At 69.2% G+C, this 21,135-nt stretch carries 22 protein-coding genes; 16 read left to right on the top strand and 6 right to left on the bottom strand.

Annotation, left to right across the window (positions count from 1 at the left end):
• Positions 1-19: 19 nt before the first annotated feature.
• The 5 genes from IE313_RS14105 to IE313_RS14125 form a co-directional block, all read right to left on the bottom strand.
• The gene (locus tag IE313_RS14105) at positions 20-532 is read right to left on the bottom strand and encodes a Pycsar system effector family protein (protein WP_189931875.1); all 513 of its coding nucleotides are present in this window, start codon (positions 530-532) and stop codon (positions 20-22) included.
• On the bottom strand, positions 529-1,533 hold the full coding sequence (locus tag IE313_RS14110; RefSeq protein WP_189931877.1) for a hypothetical protein: 1,005 nt from the start codon (positions 1,531-1,533) through the stop codon (positions 529-531). The genes IE313_RS14105 and IE313_RS14110 overlap by 4 nt, the downstream gene beginning before the upstream one ends.
• The gene (locus tag IE313_RS14115) at positions 1,526-3,865 is read right to left on the bottom strand and encodes a hypothetical protein (RefSeq protein ID WP_189931878.1); all 2,340 of its coding nucleotides are present in this window, start codon (positions 3,863-3,865) and stop codon (positions 1,526-1,528) included. The genes IE313_RS14110 and IE313_RS14115 overlap by 8 nt, the downstream gene beginning before the upstream one ends.
• Entirely contained in the window at positions 3,862-4,644 is a 783-nt protein-coding gene (locus IE313_RS14120; RefSeq protein ID WP_189931880.1) for a hypothetical protein, read from the bottom strand. The genes IE313_RS14115 and IE313_RS14120 overlap by 4 nt, the downstream gene beginning before the upstream one ends.
• A gap of 200 nt (positions 4,645-4,844) precedes the next feature.
• Positions 4,845-5,627, bottom strand: a complete 783-nt coding sequence (locus tag IE313_RS14125) for a Crp/Fnr family transcriptional regulator (RefSeq protein ID WP_189931882.1) — start codon at positions 5,625-5,627, stop codon at positions 4,845-4,847.
• Positions 5,628-6,011: 384 nt separating this feature from the next.
• Here IE313_RS14125 and rpsL point away from each other — a divergent pair, with 384 nt between their 5' ends.
• From rpsL to IE313_RS14150, 5 genes are all read left to right on the top strand, one after another.
• Positions 6,012-6,383, top strand: a complete 372-nt coding sequence (gene rpsL, locus IE313_RS14130) for a 30S ribosomal protein S12 (protein ID WP_007823146.1) — start codon at positions 6,012-6,014, stop codon at positions 6,381-6,383.
• Between the two features lie 2 nt (positions 6,384-6,385).
• Positions 6,386-6,856 (top strand): 30S ribosomal protein S7, encoded by a 471-nt coding sequence (rpsG, locus tag IE313_RS14135; protein ID WP_007384059.1) that lies wholly within the window; start codon positions 6,386-6,388, stop codon positions 6,854-6,856.
• A gap of 42 nt (positions 6,857-6,898) precedes the next feature.
• A complete protein-coding gene (gene fusA, locus IE313_RS14140) occupies positions 6,899-9,019 on the top strand; it encodes an elongation factor G (RefSeq protein ID WP_189931884.1) in 2,121 nt (706 codons plus the stop codon).
• Between the two features lie 161 nt (positions 9,020-9,180).
• Positions 9,181-10,374, top strand: coding sequence for an elongation factor Tu (tuf, locus tag IE313_RS14145; RefSeq protein WP_189931886.1), 1,194 nt, complete (start codon positions 9,181-9,183; stop codon positions 10,372-10,374).
• A 437-nt stretch (positions 10,375-10,811) separates the two neighbouring features.
• Positions 10,812-14,048, top strand: a complete 3,237-nt coding sequence (locus tag IE313_RS14150; RefSeq protein ID WP_189931888.1) for a glycosyl hydrolase 115 family protein — start codon at positions 10,812-10,814, stop codon at positions 14,046-14,048.
• A gap of 163 nt (positions 14,049-14,211) precedes the next feature.
• Here IE313_RS14150 and IE313_RS14155 read toward each other — a convergent pair whose 3' ends face one another.
• Positions 14,212-14,733, bottom strand: coding sequence for a GNAT family N-acetyltransferase (locus IE313_RS14155; RefSeq protein WP_189931890.1), 522 nt, complete (start codon positions 14,731-14,733; stop codon positions 14,212-14,214).
• Between the two features lie 899 nt (positions 14,734-15,632).
• Between IE313_RS14155 and rpsJ the strand changes: the two genes are divergently transcribed.
• The 11 genes from rpsJ to rpsQ are packed head-to-tail and all read left to right on the top strand — an operon-like array spanning position 15,633 to position 21,052.
• Positions 15,633-15,941, top strand: a complete 309-nt coding sequence (rpsJ, locus tag IE313_RS14160; protein WP_003948644.1) for a 30S ribosomal protein S10 — start codon at positions 15,633-15,635, stop codon at positions 15,939-15,941.
• A gap of 19 nt (positions 15,942-15,960) precedes the next feature.
• On the top strand, positions 15,961-16,608 hold the full coding sequence (gene rplC / locus IE313_RS14165; protein WP_189931892.1) for a 50S ribosomal protein L3: 648 nt from the start codon (positions 15,961-15,963) through the stop codon (positions 16,606-16,608).
• A 7-nt stretch (positions 16,609-16,615) separates the two neighbouring features.
• Complete coding sequence (gene rplD / locus IE313_RS14170; RefSeq protein WP_189931894.1) at positions 16,616-17,275, top strand: 50S ribosomal protein L4; 660 nt, start codon at positions 16,616-16,618, stop codon at positions 17,273-17,275.
• A complete protein-coding gene (gene rplW / locus IE313_RS14175) occupies positions 17,275-17,691 on the top strand; it encodes a 50S ribosomal protein L23 (RefSeq protein ID WP_189931896.1) in 417 nt (138 codons plus the stop codon). Before rplD ends, rplW begins: the two co-directional genes overlap by 1 nt.
• Before the next feature lie 39 nt (positions 17,692-17,730).
• Positions 17,731-18,567, top strand: coding sequence for a 50S ribosomal protein L2 (gene rplB / locus IE313_RS14180; protein WP_189931898.1), 837 nt, complete (start codon positions 17,731-17,733; stop codon positions 18,565-18,567).
• A 12-nt stretch (positions 18,568-18,579) separates the two neighbouring features.
• Complete coding sequence (gene rpsS / locus IE313_RS14185; protein ID WP_004984529.1) at positions 18,580-18,861, top strand: 30S ribosomal protein S19; 282 nt, start codon at positions 18,580-18,582, stop codon at positions 18,859-18,861.
• A 50-nt stretch (positions 18,862-18,911) separates the two neighbouring features.
• Entirely contained in the window at positions 18,912-19,259 is a 348-nt protein-coding gene (rplV, locus tag IE313_RS14190) for a 50S ribosomal protein L22 (protein WP_189931906.1), read from the top strand.
• Complete coding sequence (gene rpsC, locus IE313_RS14195; RefSeq protein ID WP_189931908.1) at positions 19,259-20,104, top strand: 30S ribosomal protein S3; 846 nt, start codon at positions 19,259-19,261, stop codon at positions 20,102-20,104. Before rplV ends, rpsC begins: the two co-directional genes overlap by 1 nt.
• A 5-nt stretch (positions 20,105-20,109) precedes the next feature.
• A complete protein-coding gene (rplP, locus tag IE313_RS14200; RefSeq protein WP_189931910.1) occupies positions 20,110-20,529 on the top strand; it encodes a 50S ribosomal protein L16 in 420 nt (139 codons plus the stop codon).
• Entirely contained in the window at positions 20,529-20,753 is a 225-nt protein-coding gene (gene rpmC, locus IE313_RS14205; protein ID WP_189931912.1) for a 50S ribosomal protein L29, read from the top strand. The genes rplP and rpmC overlap by 1 nt, the downstream gene beginning before the upstream one ends.
• Positions 20,753-21,052, top strand: coding sequence for a 30S ribosomal protein S17 (rpsQ, locus tag IE313_RS14210; RefSeq protein ID WP_189931914.1), 300 nt, complete (start codon positions 20,753-20,755; stop codon positions 21,050-21,052). The genes rpmC and rpsQ overlap by 1 nt, the downstream gene beginning before the upstream one ends.
• The last annotated feature ends 83 nt before the right edge of the window (positions 21,053-21,135 follow it).

The following is a 21,135-nucleotide window of genomic DNA, read 5'->3' on the forward strand; positions in this document are numbered from 1 at the left end:
GGATCAGCCGGCGACGGGATCAGCCGGCGACGAGCGCCGTCGGCAGCAGGACGGCACCAGCGCAGAAGGCCATGAGGCCGATCCGGATGCACTGGTGCTTGCGTGCGGCGATGCGGCTGTTCTCCGCCAGGGCAGCGGTCAGCGCCGAGAGCGGCTCCCGCTCGGTCACGGCCAGCGCGTCCTCGAGCCGACCCGCGCGGGCTGCCTGACGCACGTCGCCGAAGTAGGTGAGTGGATCACCTGGGGACCAGCCGCGGGTCCGGTAGCGGGGGAGGACCGCGAACAGCACGGACAGCAGCGACACGGCGAGGCAGGCGGTCCCCGCCCACCACACGGCGGCCCCCGGTGGGGAGAGGAACCGGGGAGAGCCGTCACGGCTCGCGGAGAGGCCGAGGGCAGACCCCAGGGCGATGGCGAGTGCGGCGACGATGATCGATGCCTTCGTGTCGGCTCGGGAGACCTCACCTCTCAGCTCACCGAGCAGACGCTCAGCGGTGCGGACTCCGGGGGGCGGAGGGCCGGACGCGGTCACGGCGTCTTCCCTCCCGGGTGGAATCCGTGCGGGGCCCGACTGCCGGGAAGCGGCAGCGGATCGTCCTCGGGCCCGTGCGGGGGCAGGTCGGTCAAGCCCGAGCCGAGGACCGACTGAATGAAGGTGAGCGCGTGGCGTAGGGGCGCCTCGAGCTCGTGGTTCTCCACCTTCCCCTGGCTGAGCAGCCCGTTGACGAGGTCGAGCTGTTTCTGCAGGTGGTGCATCTGATGTGCCTGCATCTTGTCCATCACGCCGGCGAGGTCCTCCGGTTGCTTCATGACCTGCAACGCCCAAGGCGCCACACCGCGCTGTTCCAGGTAGTGCCGGTAGAAGTCGATCTTCTGTCGCTCCCATTGCTGAAGTTCGACCTCGTGACCGGCCTTCCGCTTCTCCTCCAGGGACAACTGGTCGATGGCCAGGAGACGCCTCTCGTGCTCGACGCTGCCCTGGTCACGGCTGAGTCTCAGGGTGCACTGGGACCTGAGGCCGGCCTCGGCGCCGAGGGAACCGTTCTTCTCCAGCGCCAGGGACAACTCGGCCTCGGCCTCCGCGCTCTGTTCGATCGGGAAGTCGCGGCTCACGGGTCGCGCCGCCCGCTGCAGCTCGTGCAGCAGCAGGTCGGGAACGTTGCGCTGCCCGCACCGTACGAACTCCTCGGGCCGGTCGACCTGCCACGTGAGCTCGACTTCGGCCTCGAACTCCAAGGCGTCGTTGCAACTGGGCAGTTTCAACCTCGCACGGACCCGGTGGACTCCCATGTCGACCTCGTACACCGCGACGAAGCGCTTGGCAGCCGTCTCGCGGCGCGTCGGTCGGACGGGGGGAAGGTACGGCTTGTACGCGCCCCCAGCCGTGGCGAAGACGAGGGCGTGATCGATACGGCTGTGCGCCGTGCGCGAGAACCCGAAGGGGGAGAGCTGCCGGACGGTGAGTACCGGGTCGATCAGCAGGCTGTGCCGGTCGGCGTCCTGCCGCCATTCCGGTTGTGGCCGGTCAGCCATGGTGCACTCCTTGGGCCGAGGGTGACCGGTGGGCGTCGAGCACGGCGAGCAGGCGGTGCGCGGCGAGCGGCGGTGCCCCACCTTCCTCGCCCGGCATGGTGCGTAGCAGATGGCTCAGCCGCCGGTGCTCGGTTCCCGTGGTCACCAGAGCCGGCAGCAGTTCGGTGAGCATGCCTTCCACCTCTGGGACGCGGTCCGCCAGCAGAACCCACTGGCGCATCCGGCTGAGCGCGGTCGTGGTGTGCTGCCTTGAGCCGAGAGCCCCGCGCCACAACATCGCCAGTGCGGGGGCGGCACTCGAAGACGCGGCGTACCAGCTCAGGATGAGGGGCCGCCCGTCGTCCTCCGCCTCTCCGACGTGGGCGCAAGCGCTCAGGAAACCGCTGAGCGTCATGTTCCGTACCGGGTCGTCGACTTCCCGGGTCCTGATGAGGTCGGCGAGTACGGTGTCCTTCGCCTCGGACAGGAGCAGCAGGTCGACCGATTCCGCGAGAGCTTGGGCGATCTTCGGATTGGGCTTCCTTCCTGCCTCGGCCGCCGGCTCCTCTGGGCGGGGGTGCCGGATCGGGTGCCGGCCCGGGCCCTCTTGCCCGTCCTGCTGGCCACGCTCCCTGTCCCGGTCATCGACCCTGGCCCGGTCCCGCTCCCTTTCCTTGGCCTCGTTGCTCTCGTAGAGCCTGCGAGCGGCCTTGCGCAGGGCCGCGAGGCTGTGTTCCGGGTCCGCCGGGCCGATGAGGGCGAGGGCGCGGATGGCGGTCCAGCACAGTCCTTCGTCCTCGCGGTCGCACCAATCGTCGAGGATGCGGGGGATGTTGGGCGTCCCCAGGTCGTGCGCCAGGGCGAGTGCGTTGGTCGCGGCGTTCCGTTGCCGGAAGAGGTGCGAAGACGCCCACTTCTCGATGACCAGGGCCATGGCCGACGGCAGGTCCATGCGGGCCAGTGCCGCGGCGGAGTACGCCGCTCGCGTACGGACAAGGGGGCGCCCGTCGGCCACGAGCGCCTGGAGCCATTTGACGAGAGCGGGGCGTGCCGAGGGGTGGCCCGTCCAGACCTCGCGCAGCAGGACCAGTGCGGCCTTCTCGTCGCGGTAGGCCGCCTTGGTCTGTTCGACCGGGCCCCAGTCGGTGTCCTCCCGCGCGCGAAAGAGCTTGGCCCGGGCGAGCTGGAGGCGCTTGCCGATGTGCGTCCCGAAGATGGGGATCTCCGGCCGCAGGCCAGAGGCCTGGGTCTCTTGAAGCAGCTCGTAGAGCACGTCGGCGACCTCCGCCGTCAGGGCGTAGGGACCACCGTCGAAGACGGCGAGCGCGATGAGGAAGGCCTTCTCGCGCAGGGGGACGTTCTCTTCGTCTTCCTCGAACCACTCCCGGACCTGATCCTCGACGATCTTGCGTGCGAATTCCGAGAGTTCCGCATGGCCCTCCCCCCGCTCGTGCCGCAGGAGGGCCTCCGCAAGGGCGGCGATCTCGCGCAACTGGTGGGTGTCTTCGTCGGCGAGGGCCTTGACCGCAGCCTCATGGCGGAGCAGACGCCGAGTGGTCCGCTCGTCCGTCTGCGCCCGAAGGTGTGCGGCGAGTACGTCGGCGGGCGAGGGTGGGGACCACGTTTCCACGGGTACGTCGGCGAGCCGCGTCGTCGGCCCCATGGTGACGATCAGATAAGCGTTCCTGGTGATGAGCTCCTCGCGGGCGGCGAGGAGGTGGGGTTCTCGCAGGGGCTGGTCTCCGCCGTAGTCGGGGTCGCACAGGAGGAGGCCCTGAGGTGCGTCCCCGCGATCCTTCAGTTGACGGGTGAGCGCAGTGGGAGTGGTGACCGGATCGAGGATGCGCACGGGCGCGGCGCCGAGGTGCCTCAGCAGCATCAGGGCAGCGGTCCGCCGCCCCGTGAACGCCGCGCCGGTCAGGACGAGGAAGCGCTCGTCGCGCAGACGGCCGGCAAGTCGGGCGAATGCGGTCTCGTCGGAGACGAAGGACCTGGCGATTCGCTCCAGCGTGACGGGGGGCACTTCGCCCGCCGTCACGGAGGACGAATCCACGGCGAACTGATAGTGGATCTCCGTCTTGGTACCGCCGACCAGGACGTCACCGGCCACGCTGCCGCCGCTGACTCCGAACTGGTCGCCGCCGACCTGACCTCCCCCGTAGCTCGCGCCCCCTGCTGGGCGGAGCTGGCGGGGGATGTGGTTGCGCAGGTCGCGGCGGGCGGACCAGGCGTCCTGGGGCCGATCCCGCTCTTCGCCGGCCTCCGTGTTCCCACCGTCGCCGGGCGGCCTGCCCGCATCGGCGTTCCCGTCCGCGGAGGCCGACGGCGCCTCGGCCGGCGCCGCGGTGCTCACCTGTTCTCACCTCGGGAGTGCTTGCGGAACGCGGCTTCGCCGATCACCAGGTCCCCGTGGACGGTACCGCCGCCGACACCGATCTGGTCGCCGTTGACCTGGGATCCGCCGAAGGCGGTGGTGCGGGGGCCCGTGGCCCCTGGGCCGTCTTCGCCGACCGGGAGGTTCCGCGCGCTGCCGGGTCCGGACGGCGCACGTCCACGGACGCTCGCCGGGACGTGTCCGTGCACCCAGGCGCCCAGCGGGCCGTTGGCGCTGCCGAGGGTGACGGGATGGAAGTCGTCCGCAGGGATGCCGCGGTGGTCATGGCGGACGATGCCGTGGTGGACGCCGTCCGAGACGCAGAGCACGAAGTCGTCGGACCGTTCCTTCAGCGCATCGCGGAGCTCGTCTGCGTTGAGGAGGCGGAAGGCGTGGTTGAGATCGGATCCGACCCAGCCGTGCCCGTCGTAGGCGACGTATCCGGTGGCGACCACGACGCGTAGCCGGATCTGGGCGGAGCTCGACGTCACTCGGTTCACCGCGCGCAGTTCGGAGGGCGCCTCGGTGAGGACGGCACGCAGCAGCTCGACGAGGGGGGCGTTGGGATCGATCAGTTCCAGGAGGCCGTCGCCGCGGTCCTCACGGTTGCGCAGGCTCTCGTCGATGCCCGCGTTCTCCAGGATCCGGTCGGCGATGCCGTAGAGCATGCGCCGCAGGTAGGTCTGCTCGACATCGTCACGGTGACTGAACCTCTCGATGTCGAAGAGCAGAATGGTGCGATTGAGGGTGGCGTTCACGGAGTGCCTCTCGGTTGCCGATGGGTGGCGCCAGAGTGGCTTCCTGGACGAGCCGGGCGTGAGGTCGTATGACGCACTCGGACTGTGACCGTTTCCACATAGGGGGTCGCGCTGGGCGACGGTGCGTGTGGGGGCCGGCGATGCCGAGTCACACCAGGCGGCCGGAGAGGGAGCAGAAACGGTCCCGGGCGGGTCGGCTGCTATCCCTCCGCGCGGGCGATCCGGCGCAACAGGTCCGGACGCATGATCAGCATTTCGCGGCGGCCCGTGGCCACCGCTCCCCTGTCCCGCAACTCCTTCAGCAGCCGCTGCACCATCTCCCGTGAGGCCCCCACCGAGCCGGCGAGCTCCTGTTTGCTCAGTGGCACCGCCACCTCGATGCCGTCGGCCGTGCGCCTGCCGTGCGTGCGGACCAGATCGAGCAGCAGGGTGGCGAACCGCTCCCGTACGCTCATGGCGGCGAACTGCAGACGCCGCCGGTCCCCGGCGCGGGTGCGGTCGGACGTCAGTCCGAGGAGCGCGAAGGACACGCTGGGCGAGGTCGCCAGGAACGTGATGAAGCGCTCGCGCTCGACGGTGACGGTGCGCACGTCCTCCAGTGCGGTCACCGTCGCGGATCGCCGCCGTCCCGTCAGCGCCGCCGACTCGCCCACGATGTCACCGGGGCCCCGCAGGGCGAGCAGGGCCTCGTACCCGTTCGGGGCCGCGGCCGTCACCTTCGTCCAGCCCTGGACGATGAAGAGCACATGCGACGAGGGCTCGTTCTGCCGCAGTAGGGTCGAGCGCGGAGTGAACCCCGTATCGCCGCCGAGTTTCAGTAGTGCGGAGCGGTCCTCAGCCTCGAGCCGGGCGAGAAAGGGAACGCGGTCGTCCAGGCCCTCGCTCTCCCGCTCCCCGGAATACCGCCCCCACGGAGAGCGTTCCCCCGGTAAGCCGCCGTTCGTACCGTCGTCGGCTGCCCAGGGTGTGCACGGCGATCGCATGGGTTCCCATCCGTCGGGGGCAGATGGTGGCTCTGTGGGACTGGGGCGGCCTGCCCATCCGCACCGGAGCCCTGTCCCTGTTCGTACCCACGGCGCGGCCCGTACGGAACCGCACGGCAGGTCCGCCGACGCACCCCCTATTGGCGGGGCCTATTCGTTTTGACCGAACTCGACGAGCTAGGTACGCTCAGACCTTGTGCCTGGGGTGTGCCCTGGCTCTCGTGCGTGCCTTGAAACCGTGCGGAGAGCCTGAAGCGGGCCACCGTGATTCTGTGCTCTTCCTCCCTTCCGGGGGGAGCCCGCAGCATTCGACACACCCGACCGCGTGGGTCGGCGAAGTTCCAGGTTAGCTTTACCCATCGGCACACAGAAACCGGAGAAGTAGTGCCTACGATCCAGCAGCTGGTCCGCAAGGGCCGGCAGGACAAGGTCGAGAAGAACAAGACGCCCGCACTGGATGGTTCCCCCCAGCGCCGTGGCGTCTGCACGCGTGTGTTCACGACCACCCCGAAGAAGCCGAACTCGGCGCTGCGGAAGGTCGCGCGTGTGCGTCTGACCTCCGGTATCGAGGTCACGGCCTACATCCCGGGTGAGGGACACAACCTTCAGGAGCACTCGATCGTGCTCGTGCGCGGCGGCCGTGTGAAGGACCTGCCGGGTGTTCGTTACAAGATCATCCGTGGCTCCCTTGACACCCAGGGTGTCAAGAACCGCAAGCAGGCCCGCAGCCGCTACGGCGCCAAGAAGGAGAAGTAAGAATGCCTCGTAAGGGCCCCGCCCCGAAGCGTCCGGTCATCATCGACCCGGTCTACGGCTCTCCTCTGGTGACGTCCCTGATCAACAAGGTGCTGCTGAACGGCAAGCGCTCCACCGCCGAGCGCATCGTCTACGGCGCCATGGAGGGGCTGCGCGAGAAGACCAGCAACGACCCGGTCATCACCCTCAAGCGCGCCCTCGAGAACATCAAGCCGACCCTTGAGGTCAAGTCCCGCCGAGTCGGCGGCGCGACCTACCAGGTTCCGGTCGAGGTCAAGCCGGGCCGCGCCAACACGCTGGCGCTGCGCTGGCTGGTCGGTTACTCCCGCGCCCGTCGCGAGAAGACCATGACCGAGCGTCTGCTGAACGAGCTGCTCGACGCCTCCAACGGCCTCGGCGCAGCCGTGAAGAAGCGCGAGGACACGCACAAGATGGCCGAGTCCAACAAGGCCTTCGCGCACTACCGCTGGTAGTCGCACACCCCACATCGAGAACCGAGAGAAGACTGAAGCCTTATGGCTACCACTTCGCTTGACCTGGCCAGGGTCCGCAACATCGGGATCATGGCACACATCGACGCGGGCAAGACGACGACCACCGAGCGGATCCTGTACTACACCGGTGTCTCCTACAAGATCGGTGAGGTCCATGACGGCGCTGCCACCATGGACTGGATGGAGCAGGAGCAGGAGCGTGGCATCACGATCACGTCTGCTGCCACCACCTGTCACTGGCCGCTCGAGGACGTAGACAACACCATCAACATCATCGACACCCCGGGTCACGTCGACTTCACGGTCGAGGTGGAGCGCTCACTGCGCGTGCTCGACGGTGCCGTGACGGTGTTCGACGGTGTCGCCGGTGTCGAACCGCAGTCCGAGACCGTGTGGCGTCAGGCGGACCGCTACGGCGTGCCGCGCATCTGCTTCGTCAACAAGCTCGACCGCACCGGTGCCGAGTTCCACCGCTGCGTCGACATGATCATCGACCGGCTGGGCGCGACCCCGCTGGTGATGCAGCTGCCGATCGGCGCCGAAGCGGACTTCAAGGGCGTTGTGGACCTGATCCGCATGAAGGCCCTGGTGTGGTCAGCCGAGACCGCGCTCGGTGAGGCCTACGACGTCGTCGACATCCCCGACACCCACCAGGAGGCTGCCGACGAGTGGCGCGGCAAGCTCCTTGAGGCCGTCGCGGAGAACGACGAGGAGATGATGGAGCTGTACCTGGAGGGCGAGGAGCCCACCGAGGAGCAGCTCTACGCGGCGATCCGCCGGGTCACCATCAACTCCGGCAAGGGCGGCGGCACGACCGTCACCCCCGTCTTCTGCGGTACCGCGTTCAAGAACAAGGGCGTCCAGCCGCTGCTCGACGCGGTCGTCCGCTACCTTCCGTCGCCGCTCGACATCGAGGCGATCGAGGGCCACGCGGTCTCCGACCCCGACGAGATCATCCGCCGCAAGCCCTCCGACGAGGAGCCGCTGTCGGCACTGGCGTTCAAGATCGCGAGCGACCCGCACCTCGGCAAGCTCACCTTCGTCCGGGTCTACTCGGGCCGCCTCAGCGCGGGCTCCCAGGTGCAGAACTCGGTCAAGGGCAAGAAGGAGCGCATCGGCAAGATCTACCGCATGCACGCGAACAAGCGTGAGGAGATCGAGTCGGTGGGCGCCGGTGACATCATCGCCGTCATGGGCCTGAAGCAGACCACCACCGGTGAGACGCTCTGCGACCCGGCGAACCCGGTGATCCTGGAGTCGATGGACTTCCCGGCGCCGGTGATCGAGGTCGCCATCGAGCCCAAGTCGAAGGGCGACCAGGAGAAGCTGGGTGTCGCCATCCAGCGCCTGGCCGAGGAGGACCCGTCCTTCCGCGTCAAGACCGACGAGGAGACCGGGCAGACGATCATCTCCGGCATGGGCGAGCTCCACCTCGACGTGCTGGTGGACCGGATGCGCCGCGAGTTCAAGGTCGAGGCGAACGTTGGCAAGCCCCAGGTCGCCTACCGCGAGACGCTGCGCAAGTCGGTCGACAGGCTGGACTACACCCACAAGAAGCAGACGGGTGGCTCCGGCCAGTTCGCCAAGGTGCAGATCGCGGTCGAGCCGCTCGACGGCGATGGCTACGAGTTCGAGAACAAGGTCACCGGTGGCCGCATCCCGCGGGAGTACATCCCGTCCGTGGACGCGGGCTGCCAGGAGGCCATGGAGTTCGGCGTGCTCGCCGGCTACCCGCTCACGGGTGTCCGGGTCATCCTGCTCGACGGTGCCTACCACGAGGTCGACTCCTCCGAGATGGCCTTCAAGATCGCCGGCTCGATGGCCTTCAAGGAGGCCGCGCGCAAGGCGTCCCCGGCCCTGCTCGAACCGATGATGAAGGTCGAGGTGACCACGCCCGAGGACTACATGGGCGACGTCATCGGCGACATCAACTCCCGGCGCGGTCAGATCCAGTCCATGGAGGACCGCCACGGTGCCAAGCTCGTCACGGGTCTGGTGCCGCTGTCGGAGATGTTCGGCTACGTCGGCGACCTCCGCAGCAAGACGTCGGGTCGCGCAAGCTACTCGATGCAGTTCGACTCCTACGCCGAGGTTCCGCGGAACGTCGCCGAGGAGATCATCGCGAAGGCCAAGGGCGAGTAGCACGGCCCGTTCGGCCGGTCACACGCTTTAGGCTTGACTCGGGAGCCCTTGGGGCATTCCACCGCAATCCCGGCGGAATGCTCCAGGCCCCGGCTTTCCAGCAAAGATCACCTGGCGCCGATGAAGTAAGGCGTACAGAACCACTCCACAGGAGGACCCCAGTGGCGAAGGCGAAGTTCGAGCGGACTAAGCCGCACGTCAACATCGGCACCATCGGTCACATCGACCACGGTAAGACGACCCTCACGGCCGCCATTACCAAGGTGCTTCACGACGCGTTTCCGGACCTGAACGAGGCCTCGGCCTTCGACCAGATCGACAAGGCTCCTGAGGAGCGCCAGCGCGGTATCACCATCTCCATCGCGCACGTCGAGTACCAGACCGAGACGCGTCACTACGCCCACGTCGACTGCCCCGGTCACGCGGACTACATCAAGAACATGATCACCGGTGCCGCCCAGATGGACGGCGCGATCCTGGTGGTCGCCGCGACCGACGGCCCGATGCCGCAGACCAAGGAGCACGTGCTCCTGGCCCGCCAGGTCGGCGTGCCGTACATCGTGGTCGCCCTGAACAAGGCCGACATGGTGGACGACGAGGAGATCCTGGAGCTCGTCGAGCTCGAGGTCCGTGAGCTCCTCTCCGAGTACGAGTTCCCCGGCGACGACGTTCCGGTCGTCAAGGTCTCCGCTCTGAAGGCCCTGGAGGGCGACAAGGAGTGGGGCGAGTCCGTCCTCAACCTGATGAAGGCCGTGGACGAGTCCATCCCCGAGCCGGAGCGCGATGTCGACAAGCCGTTCCTGATGCCGATCGAGGACGTCTTCACGATCACCGGTCGTGGCACGGTCGTCACCGGTCGTATCGAGCGCGGTATCCTCAAGGTCAACGAGACCGTGGACATCATCGGCATCAAGCCGGAGAAGACCTCGACCACGGTCACCGGCATCGAGATGTTCCGCAAGCTGCTCGACGAGGGCCAGGCCGGTGAGAACGTCGGTCTGCTGCTCCGCGGCATCAAGCGCGAGGACGTCGAGCGCGGCCAGGTCATCATCAAGCCGGGCTCGGTCACCCCGCACACGGAGTTCGAGGCGCAGGCGTACATCCTGTCGAAGGACGAGGGTGGTCGCCACACCCCGTTCTTCAACAACTACCGCCCGCAGTTCTACTTCCGTACGACGGACGTGACCGGTGTGGTGAACCTCCCCGAGGGCACCGAGATGGTCATGCCGGGCGACAACACCGAGATGCGCGTCGAGCTGATCCAGCCCGTCGCCATGGAGGAGGGCCTGAAGTTCGCCATCCGTGAGGGTGGTCGTACGGTGGGCGCCGGCCAGGTCACCAAGATCGTCAAGTGAGCTTCGGCTGACACTCGCGGGGCCGTGAGGCCCCGAGGGCCACGAGGACCCGCACGACTCCGGTCGTGCGGGTCCTCGCTGTTTCACGAGTGCGTTGTGCGTTGCTCCGGCCATCTGAGCCGACGCGGCGTGCGTGTCGCACTCATGGTGCGATCAGTGGCGCCGCTCAGTCCTTCCGGGCACCCCGTCTTCGCTCCCACTCCCTGTCCGCCCTTCACCTCGTGCCGCCTCCGCCTCGTGCCTTCCACCTCGGGCCGTACCCGTCTCAGGTCCGCGTCGACGAAAAACTTTCGGTGTGACCTTTCCATTGTTTCGGTGAAGGTTCCGCACCAGGATGTCCCTCGGTCGCGGGCGCCGGGCGCGGCCCGCGGGAAGCGGCCCGCGGTGCGGCGGGAGCGACCCGTAGGGCACGGCCCCCTGGGAGACGGAGGAGCCCGATGGACAGCCACACCCAGCGGCCGCCCGGTCGCAGAGCGGTCATCGGCGCGGGCGCCGGCGGCGCCCTGGCCCTGGGCGCCCTCGGATCCGTCCCGGGCCTGGCCGGGACGGCCCGCGCCGCCGCCCAGGAGCCGGCGGGCGGCTCCTCGCCGCGCCCCACCGACCCCGGCGCCTACGTCTCGTTCACGCCGCGGCCCGGCGCCTTCGCGCTGGTCCGGAGCAGGACGGCGGCGCCCCTGGTGGTGAGCGCGGACGACCACCCGGGCGTCCGGCGTGTCGTCGCCGATCTGCGGGACGACATCGAACGGGTCACCGGTGTCCGACCGGCCGTGCACAAGGCCCCCCGGGGCGCGGGGACCCCGAAACATTCGGGATCGGATGCCCGGGAGATCGTGATCGTCGGCACCCTCGGCCGCAGCCCGCTGGTCGACGCCCTGGTCGACGCGGGCAAGCTCGATGTGAGCGGGATCGAGGGCAGGTGGGAGACCTCGCTGGAGGCCGTGGTCGAGCGCCCGCTCGCCGGGGTGGACCGGGCCCTGGTCATCGTGGGCAGCGACCAGCGCGGCACCATCTTCGGCGCCTACGACGTCAGCCTCGGCATCGGCGTCTCGCCCTGGTACTGGTGGGACGACGTCCGCCCGGTGCACCGCGACGCGCTCTACGTCCTGCCCGGTGTCCATACCCAGGGCACGCCGGCGGTGAAGTACCGCGGCGTCTTCATCAACGACGAGAACCCGGCCCTGGGGACCTGGGCCCCCGCCTACTTCGGGCCGGGCAAGGCGGAGGGCTTCGAGGGCGGCTTCAACGCCGACTTCTACGCCAAGGTCTTCGAGGTGCTGCTGCGGCTCAAGGGCAACTACCTGTGGCCGGCGGTCTGGGGCCGGGCCTTCGCCGAGGACGATCCGGACAACCACGCACGCGCCAAGGAGTACGGGATCGTCATGGGCACCTCGCACGAGGCGCCCATGATGCGCGGCATCGAGGAGTGGAACCGCCACGCGGTCCCCGCCGTCCGGGACAAGGACGGCACGATCACCACCCCGGGCCACGACCCCTACGGCGGCACCGGCGAGTGGTCCTTCCGCAACAACGCCGACGCGATCAGGAAGTACTGGCGTGACGGCATCCGGCGGATGGTCGACCAGGGCTTCGAGGGCGTCGTCACGCTCGGTATGCGAGGCAACGGCGACACGAGTCTGCCGGACGGCGACGGCATCGACCTGATGCGGGAGATCCTGGAAACCCAGCGGAGCATCCTCGCCGAGGTCACGGGCAGGGACGTCACCACCGTTCCGCAGGTGTGGACGCTCTACAAGGAGGTGCAGCGCTACTGGGAGCGCGGCCTGCGCGCCCCCGAGGACGTCACGGTCGTCCTCACCGACGACAACTGGGCCAACATCCGGATGCACCCGGATCCGGCCGAACCCGCACGCCCCGGCGGCTACGGGCTGTACTACCACTTCGACTACGTGGGGGTCGGCCGCAACTACAAATGGGTGGACACCACCTCGCTGCCGAACATGTGGGACCAGCTCCACCAGGCCATCGCCTACGGCAACCACGGCCTGTGGGTGGCGAACGCGGGCGACCTCAAGGGCAACGAGCTGCCCACCCAGTTCTTCCTGGACTACGCCTGGAACCCGGACCGCTGGGACCTGGACGCGCTGCCCGAGTGGGAGCGGCGCTACGCCCGGCAGAACTTCGGCGAGGCCCAGGCCGGGGCCATCGCCGCCGTCCTGGCCGACTACGCCCAGCTCCAGTCGCGCCGCAAGCCGGAGCTGCTCAACCGCAGGATCAGCCTGGACGCGGCCAAGGACCCGGCACACGACGAGACCGCCGTCGTCTACGACGACCGGGCCACGCCGTTCTCGATGACCGCGCACCGGGAGCTGGAGCGGGTCACCGAGGAGTGGCGGAGGCTGGCGAAGCGTGCCGAGGCCGTCGCCCGGCGGTTGCCGGAGGCCGACCAGGACGCCTGGTACGAGCTGGTCGGCTACGAGGTGCAGGCCACCGCCAACCTGTACGTCCTGCGGGAGGCGGAGTTCACCAACCTGCTCTACGCCGAGCAGGGCCGCGCCGCCACCAACGACCTCGCGAGCGCGGCCGAGGCCCGCCTCAGGGACGACTTCGCGCTGAACGACCGCTTCAACACCAAGATCGCGGGCGGTAAGTGGCGGGGCTTCATGACCCAGCCGCACATCGACTACGGGGACGTCGAGCGGTACGGGCCCAACGCGCCCTGGCAGCAGCCGGAGATCGACAACGTCGCGATCCCCGATGTGCTCTTCCCCGCGGTCAGGCGGATCGAGCTGCCCGCGGAGTCCGGTGACGACGCCGGCGCGGGGCCCCGGATGGGCGTGGCGATCGACGGGTCGGCCGCCTGGTGGCCCAAGGCGCGGACGGAGCCGGTGCTGCCGGTCTTCAGCCCCCACCAGAGCCGGCCCGACCAGTACATCGAGGTCTTCGACCGCGGCGGCCGCCCCTTCGAGTACCGCGTCGAGCCCACCGTGCCCTGGATCGACGTGGACCGCCCGCACGGCACGGTGCGGCAGCAGACCAGGGTCACCGTCACCGTCGACTGGGCGAAGGCGCCGCGGCGGCGGACCCGGGCCGGCATCGTGGTGCACGGTCCGGACGGGGCCGCCGTCACGGTCACCGCGATCGCCGACCCGCCGGCCGTGCCCGGGCTGCGCGGCTTCGTGGAGGCGGGCGGGTACATCGCCGTCGACGCGGAGCACGCCACCCGCGTGGTCGGCGCCGGCGGTGTCGGCTGGCGGCGCATCGACCGTATCGGGCGCACCGGCGCTGGCATGACGCCCACCCCGGTCACGGCGGCCCGGCAGACTCCCGGCGGGTCCTCGCCGCGCCTGGAGTACGAGGTGAGCGTGCTGACGCCCGGCGAAGTGACGGTCTGGGCGTACCTCTCGCCGCGCAACCCGGCCCTCGCCAGGGACGGCCTGAGCTACGCGGTCTCCTTCGACGACGACGCTCCGCAGACCGTCGACGTCATCGCGGCTACCGGGGCCGACGACGGGCTGATGAACATGCGCTGGGCGCGCAACACCTCCGACAACGTGAACCGGACCGCCACCACCCACACCGTCGCCCGGGCGGGGGTGCACCGGCTCTCGTTCTGGATGGTCGACCCGACCGTCGTCCTTCAGCGTTTGGTGGTGGACACGGGCGGTCTCGAACCCACGTACCTCGGACCGCCGGAGAGCCGCATGCTGCACTGACCCGTCTTCGACCTGCTCGGACACGGGGTGACGCGGTCGCACGGGCAGGGCCCGGCGACCGCCGCAGACCGGGCCGGCGGGCATACGCCCCGACCCGCTGACCCGACCGCACGGCCGGCCCCGGCCCCGCCCCGAACCGGCCGGGGCCGGCCGTGCACCCCTCTCAGCGCCCGCCCGCGCCGGCCGCGCCCGGGACGTCGAAGGAGATCCAGGCGTCCGGCGGGACCTCCGGGCGCCCCGGCACGGGCCGGTGCTCCTCGGTCCACGCGTCCCCGGCGATCGCGGTGGCGACCCGCCGCCAGAAGCGGACGGCGCCGGTGTTGGCGTCCTGGAACGCCACCTCCCACGCGCCCGGATGCCGCGCCACGACATCCTGGACGGCCCGCAGCCCCACTCCGGCCCGGCGCGCGCCGCGCGCCACGAAGAAGCTGTTCAGCACGTACGTCGACCCGCTCAGCCCGCGCACGAACGCGAACCCGGCCGGCCGCTCGCCGCTGACCAGCAGGTACGCGGCCCAGTCCGGGCCACCCGCGAGCGCCGCGTCGAGGCGCTCCCTGCGGTACGTCCCGTCCGGGGCCGGCAGCGGCCCGCCGAACTCGGCCATGTCGTGCCGGAACAGCGGCCAGAGCCGTTCCAGAACGGGGCGGTCGGCGGGTTGCGCGGGGCGGACGGTGATCTCTGACATGGCTCCTCCACTGGTTCGGGACACAAAAAAAGCCTCCCTGGGCGGGAGGAGTCCCTGCGCCGGGAAGCATGACAGCTCAGGACAACATATCAGGTGCCCGGTCGCGGAGGAGCGGTCCCGGCACCCACCCGGCATCCGGCCCCGGCGCCCGGCCCCGGCGCCGGCGCCCGGCCCCAGTTCCGGCCCGCGGCCCCGCCCCCCGGCGCGCGCCGACCGAGCGCCCGGCCCCCCGGCCCGAGCGTCCCGGCCCGTGTCCGTTGCTCGCCGAGGACCTCGCCGCAGCGGACGGTGGACGCCGAGAGGTGGACGGTGGACGGAGAGAGACGGAAGGAGCGAGGCGGACGGTGGGAGGCGTCGCGGTCCCGGGCGCACGCTCGCACCCTCCTGAAGAGGGGAAACGCCGGCTGAGGTGACCCGGGGACGTGGCCCGCGTCACCCGCGGCGTAGCCCATCCGTTTGGGCCGGCACTCTCACGGGGTAAGATCCCCGGCTCGATTGGCCCTGGCCCCGGCGTATATGGCAGACTATCGGGGTTGCTCGGTTGAGTGCCGATGCTGCGCGCCTCCCGCCGGGGGGACCGGAAGCGAGTCCCACAGTACTCGTCGCCCCAACTGCGTCACGGGCCATCGGCCCAGATCGCAGCGCTGAGGCGGACGTACGGGAATCTTCCGGGAAGCGTCAGCGGGGCGCCGGCCAGGCACCCGGTGGACGGATCGGCTGGTCCTCGTCCCCGGCCCGTGGTCGTCGGATCGTCGATCGCACCCCTTGCAAGGGATGTCCACAGGTGGACACGCATGCGAGCGGGGAGCGACACGCCCGACCGCGTGGGTCGGAGGGGGAAGACCGTCGGACCACCGGGTTCCAGAGCGTTCAACGAGAGACAGGACTAAGAAGCAGCCATGGCGGGACAAAAGATCCGCATCCGGCTCAAGGCCTACGACCACGAGGTCATCGACTCCTCGGCGAAGAAGATCGTCGAGACGGTGACCCGTACTGGTGCGTCGGTCGCGGGCCCGGTGCCGCTGCCCACCGAGAAGAACGTGTACTGCGTCATCAAGTCGCCGCACAAGTACAAGGACTCGCGCGAGCACTTCGAGATGCGCACGCACAAGCGGCTCATCGACATCCTCGACCCGACCCCCAAGACCGTTGACTCGCTGATGCGCCTCGACCTCCCGGCGGGCGTCGACATCGAGATCAAGCTCTGAGAAGGCGGGCTGACCAACGATGACGACCAAGAACATCAAGGGCATCCTGGGCGAGAAGCTCGGCATGACCCAGGTATGGGACGAGAACAACCGTGTCGTCCCGGTGACCGTGGTCAAGGCCGGTCCCTGCGTCGTGACCCAGGTCCGCAGCGGTGACCGCGACGGCTACGAGTCCGTCCAGATCGCCTTCGGCGAGATCGACCCGCGCAAGGTGAACAAGCCCCTCAAGGGCCACTTCGCCAAGGCCGACGTCACCCCCCGGCGCCACCTCGTCGAGATCCGTACCGCCGACGCGAGCGAGTACACCCTCGGCCAGGAAGTGACCGCCGAGACCTTCGAGGCCGGCGGCAAGGTCGACGTCACCGGCAAGAGCAAGGGCAAGGGCTTCGCCGGTGTGATGAAGCGCCACAACTTCCGTGGCCTCGGCGCCGGACACGGCACCCAGCGCAAGCACCGCTCTCCCGGCTCCATCGGCGGCTGCGCCACTCCCGGCCGGGTGTTCAAGGGCCTGCGCATGGCAGGCCGCATGGGCAACGAGCGGGTCACCACCCAGAACCTGACCGTCCACGCCGTTGACGCGGAGAAGGGTCTGCTGCTCATCAAGGGCGCGGTTCCCGGTCCGAACGGCGGCCTCGTCCTGGTCCGCACCGCGGCCAAGGGGGCCTGAGGGAACGATGAGCACTGTTGACATCCTTTCGCCGGCAGGCGACAAGGCCGGGACCGTCGAGCTCCCCGCGGAGATCTTCGACGCCAAGGTCAGCATCCCGCTGATCCACCAGGTCGTCGTCGCCCAGCTGGCCGCTGCCCGACAGGGCACGCACAAGACCAAGACCCGCGGCGAGGTCCGTGGCGGTGGCAAGAAGCCGTACCGCCAGAAGGGCACGGGACGCGCCCGCCAGGGCTCGACCCGCGCGCCGCAGTTCGCCGGCGGTGGCGTCGTGCACGGCCCGGTGCCGCGCGACTACTCCCAGCGGACCCCGAAGAAGATGAAGGCCGCCGCCCTGCGCGGTGCCCTCACCGACCGGGCCCGCAACAACCGCATCCACGTCGTCTCCGGTGTGATCGAGGGCGACGCCCCGTCCACCAAGGCGGCCAAGAGCCTGTTCGGCAGGATCAGCGAGCGCAAGAACCTGCTGCTGGTCATCGACCGGACCGACGAGGCAGCGTGGCTGTCCGCCCGCAACCTCCCCCAGGTGCACATCCTGGAGCCGGGCCAACTGAACACGTACGACGTGCTCGTCTCGGACGACGTGGTCTTCACCCAGGCCGCTCTGGAGTCCTTCGTGGCCGCCCGGACCAGCGCCCCTGAGAACGCCGAAGGGAGCGAGGCCTGATGGCTACGCGTCACCCGAGCATTGCCCCGAAGGCGGCCAAGGCCGCCAAGGCGGCCCGCATCGCCAAGGCGAAGCGGCACGCCACCGAGGGCAAGAATACCGTCGAGACCCCGGCGAGCAAGTCGTACACGGACCCCCGTGACATCCTGCTCAAGCCGGTCGTCTCCGAGAAGAGCTACGCGCTGCTCGACGAGAACAAGTACACGTTCATCGTCGACCCGCGCGCCAACAAGACCCAGATCAAGCAGGCCGTCCAGGCGGTCTTCTCGGTCAAGGTCACCGGGGTCAACACGATCAACCGCCAGGGCAAGCGGAAGCGCACCCGCACCGGTTTCGGCAAGCGCGCCGACACCAAGCGCGCGATCGTGACCCTTGCCGAGGGCGACCGTATCGACATCTTCGGCCAGGCCTCCTGACGGAGCGCCCTGGTCCGAATATCGGACGAGGACTGAGAAATGGGAATCCGCAAGTACAAGCCGACGACGCCGGGCCGCCGTGGCGCCTCCGTCGCCGACTTCGTCGAGGTCACGCGGTCCACGCCGGAGAAGTCGCTGGTCCGCCCCCTGCACAGCAAGGGCGGCCGTAACAACGCCGGTCGTGTGACCGTTCGCCACCAGGGCGGTGGCCACAAGCGTGCCTACCGCCTGATCGACTTCCGCCGTCACGACAAGGACGGCGTGCCGGCGAAGGTCGCGCACATCGAGTACGACCCCAACCGCACCGCTCGTATCGCGCTGCTGCACTACGCGGACGGCGAGAAGCGCTACATCATCGCGCCGCGCGGCCTCACCCAGGGCGACCGGGTCGAGAACGGCCCCGCCGCCGACATCAAGCCGGGCAACAACCTGGCGCTGCGCAACATCCCGGTCGGTACCACGATCCACGCGATCGAGCTCCGTCCGGGCGGCGGCGCCAAGTTCGCCCGCTCCGCCGGTGCCTCCGTGCAACTGCTCGCGAAGGAGGGCTCGATGGCCCACCTGCGCATGCCGTCCGGTGAGATCCGGCTGGTCGACGTCCGCTGCCGCGCCACCGTCGGCGAGGTCGGCAACGCCGAGCAGTCGAACATCAACTGGGGCAAGGCAGGCCGCAAGCGCTGGCTGGGCGTCCGCCCGACCGTCCGCGGTGTGGCGATGAACCCGGTCGACCACCCGCACGGTGGTGGTGAGGGCAAGACCTCCGGTGGCCGCCACCCGGTCAGCCCGTGGGGTCAGAAGGAAGGACGTACTCGTTCTCCCAAGAAGGCGAGCAACAAGTACATCGTCCGCCGCCGCAAGACGAACAAGAAGCGCTAGGAGCGGGTTCAGATGCCGCGCAGTCTCAAGAAGGGGCCCTTCGTCGACGACCACCTGATCAAGAAGGTGGACGCCCAGAACGAAGCCGGCACCAAGAACGTCATCAAGACCTGGTCCCGTCGCTCCATGATCGTCCCGGCCATGCTCGGCCACACGATCGCGGTGCACAACGGCAAGACCCACATCCCGGTGTTCGTCACCGAGTCGATGGTCGGCCACAAGCTCGGCGAGTTCTCGCCGACGCGCACCTTCCGGGGTCACGTCAAGGAAGACCGGAAGTCCAAGCGCCGCTAACGCGGGGTGCAACCGACATGACGAACGTGTCAGACACTGAAGGGACAACCATGGAAGCCAGGGCCCAGGCGCGGTACATCCGCGTCACGCCCATGAAGGCCCGCCGTGTGGTGGACCTCATCCGTGGCATGGACGCCGCGGAGGCTCAGGCGGTCCTGCGTTTCGCCCCGCAGGCCGCGAGTGAGCCGGTGGGCAAGGTGCTCAACAGCGCCATCGCCAACGCCGCGCACAACTACGACCACACCGATGTGACCAGCCTCGTCGTTTCCGAGGCCTACGTCGACGAGGGCCCGACCCTGAAGCGGTTCAGGCCGCGCGCCCAGGGCCGTGCCTACCGGATCCGCAAGCGGACCAGCCACATCACCGTGGTCGTCAGCAGCAAGGAAGGAACCCGGTAATGGGCCAGAAGGTAAACCCGCACGGGTTCCGGCTCGGTGTCACCACCGACTTCAAGTCGCGGTGGTACGCCGACAAGCTCTACAAGGACTACGTCAAGGAAGACGTCGCCATCCGCCGGATGATGACGCAGGGCATGGAGCGCGCCGGCATCTCCAAGGTGGAGATCGAGCGCACCCGTGACCGTGTACGGGTCGACATCCACACCGCGCGCCCCGGCATCGTCATCGGCCGCCGCGGCGCCGAGGCCGACCGCATCCGCGGCGACCTGGAGAAGCTCACCGGCAAGCAGGTCCAGCTCAACATCCTCGAGGTCAAGAACCCCGAGACCGATGCCCAGTTGGTCGCGCAGGCCGTCGCCGAGCAGCTCTCCTCCCGCGTCTCCTTCCGCCGCGCCATGCGCAAGAGCATGCAGTCGTCGATGAAGGCGGGCGCCAAGGGCATCAAGATCCAGTGCGGTGGCCGCCTCGGCGGCGCCGAGATGTCCCGCTCGGAGTTCTACCGCGAGGGCCGTGTGCCCCTGCACACGCTCCGTGCGAACGTCGACTACGGCTTCTTCGAGGCCAAGACCACCTTCGGCCGCATCGGCGTGAAGGTCTGGATCTACAAGGGCGACGTCAAGAACATCGCCGAGGTCCGCGCGGAGAACGCGGCGGCCCGTGCCGGCAACCGCCCGGCCCGTGGTGGCGCCGACCGCCCGGCCCGCGGTGGCCGCGGTGGCGAGCGGGGCCGTGGCCGCAGGCCGCAGCAGCAGCCGAGCGCTGCTGCCGGTGCCGAGGCCGCCAAGGCCGAGGAAGGTGCCGCGGCTGCCGCGACGCCGGCCGAGACCAGTGGAACGGAGGCCTGACCGACATGCTGATCCCCCGTAGGGTCAAGCACCGCAAGCAGCACCACCCGAAGCGCAGCGGTATGTCCAAGGGTGGTACGCAGGTTGCGTTCGGTGAGTTCGGCATCCAGGCCCTCACCCCGGCTTATGTGACGAACCGCCAGATCGAGGCGGCTCGTATCGCGATGACCCGCCACATCAAGCGTGGCGGCAAGGTCTGGATCAACATCTACCCGGACCGCCCGCTCACCAAGAAGCCCGCCGAGACCCGCATGGGTTCCGGTAAGGGTTCGCCGGAGTGGTGGATCGCGAACGTCAAGCCGGGACGGGTGATGTTCGAGCTGTCCTACCCGAACGAGAAGATTGCGCGTGAGGCGCTTACCCGCGCTGCTCACAAGCTTCCGATGAAGTGCCGCATTGTCCGGCGCGAGGCAGGTGAAGCGTGATGTCGGCCGGTATCAAGGCCTCCGAGCTGCGCGAGCTGGGCAACGAGGAGCTTCTCGGCAAGCTCCGCGAGGCCAAGGAAGAGCTGTTCAACCTCCGCTTCCAGGCGGCGACCGGTCAGCTCGAGAACCACGGCCGGCTGAAGGCCGTCCGCAAGGACATCGCCCGGATCTACACCCTGATGCGCGAGCGTGAGCTGGGCATCGAGACGGTGGAGAGCGCCTGATGAGCGAGACGAACGTGACTGAGACTGCAAGCAAGAGCGGCTCCGCCGAGCGCGGCTTCCGCAAGACCCGTGAGGGTCTCGTCGTCAGCGACAAGATGGACAAGACCGTCGTCGTCGCTGTCGAGGACCGCGTCAAGCACGCGCTGTACGGCAAGGTCATCCGCCGTACCAGCAAGCTCAAGGCGCACGACGAGCAGAACGCCGCGGGTGTCGGCGACCGCGTCCTCCTCATGGAGACCCGGCCGCTGTCCGCGACCAAGCGCTGGCGCGTCGTCGAGATCCTCGAGAAGGCGAAGTAATCCTGCGGGGTCGAAGACCCCGCATGCCCCCGCTGGAGGCTCCCGCCGCCCGGGTCCACGGACCCGGCCGGCGGGCCCCCAGC

This window comes from Streptomyces sulfonofaciens (assembly GCF_014656295.1).
In the GTDB taxonomy this organism is placed as follows: domain Bacteria; phylum Actinomycetota; class Actinomycetes; order Streptomycetales; family Streptomycetaceae; genus Streptomyces; species Streptomyces sulfonofaciens.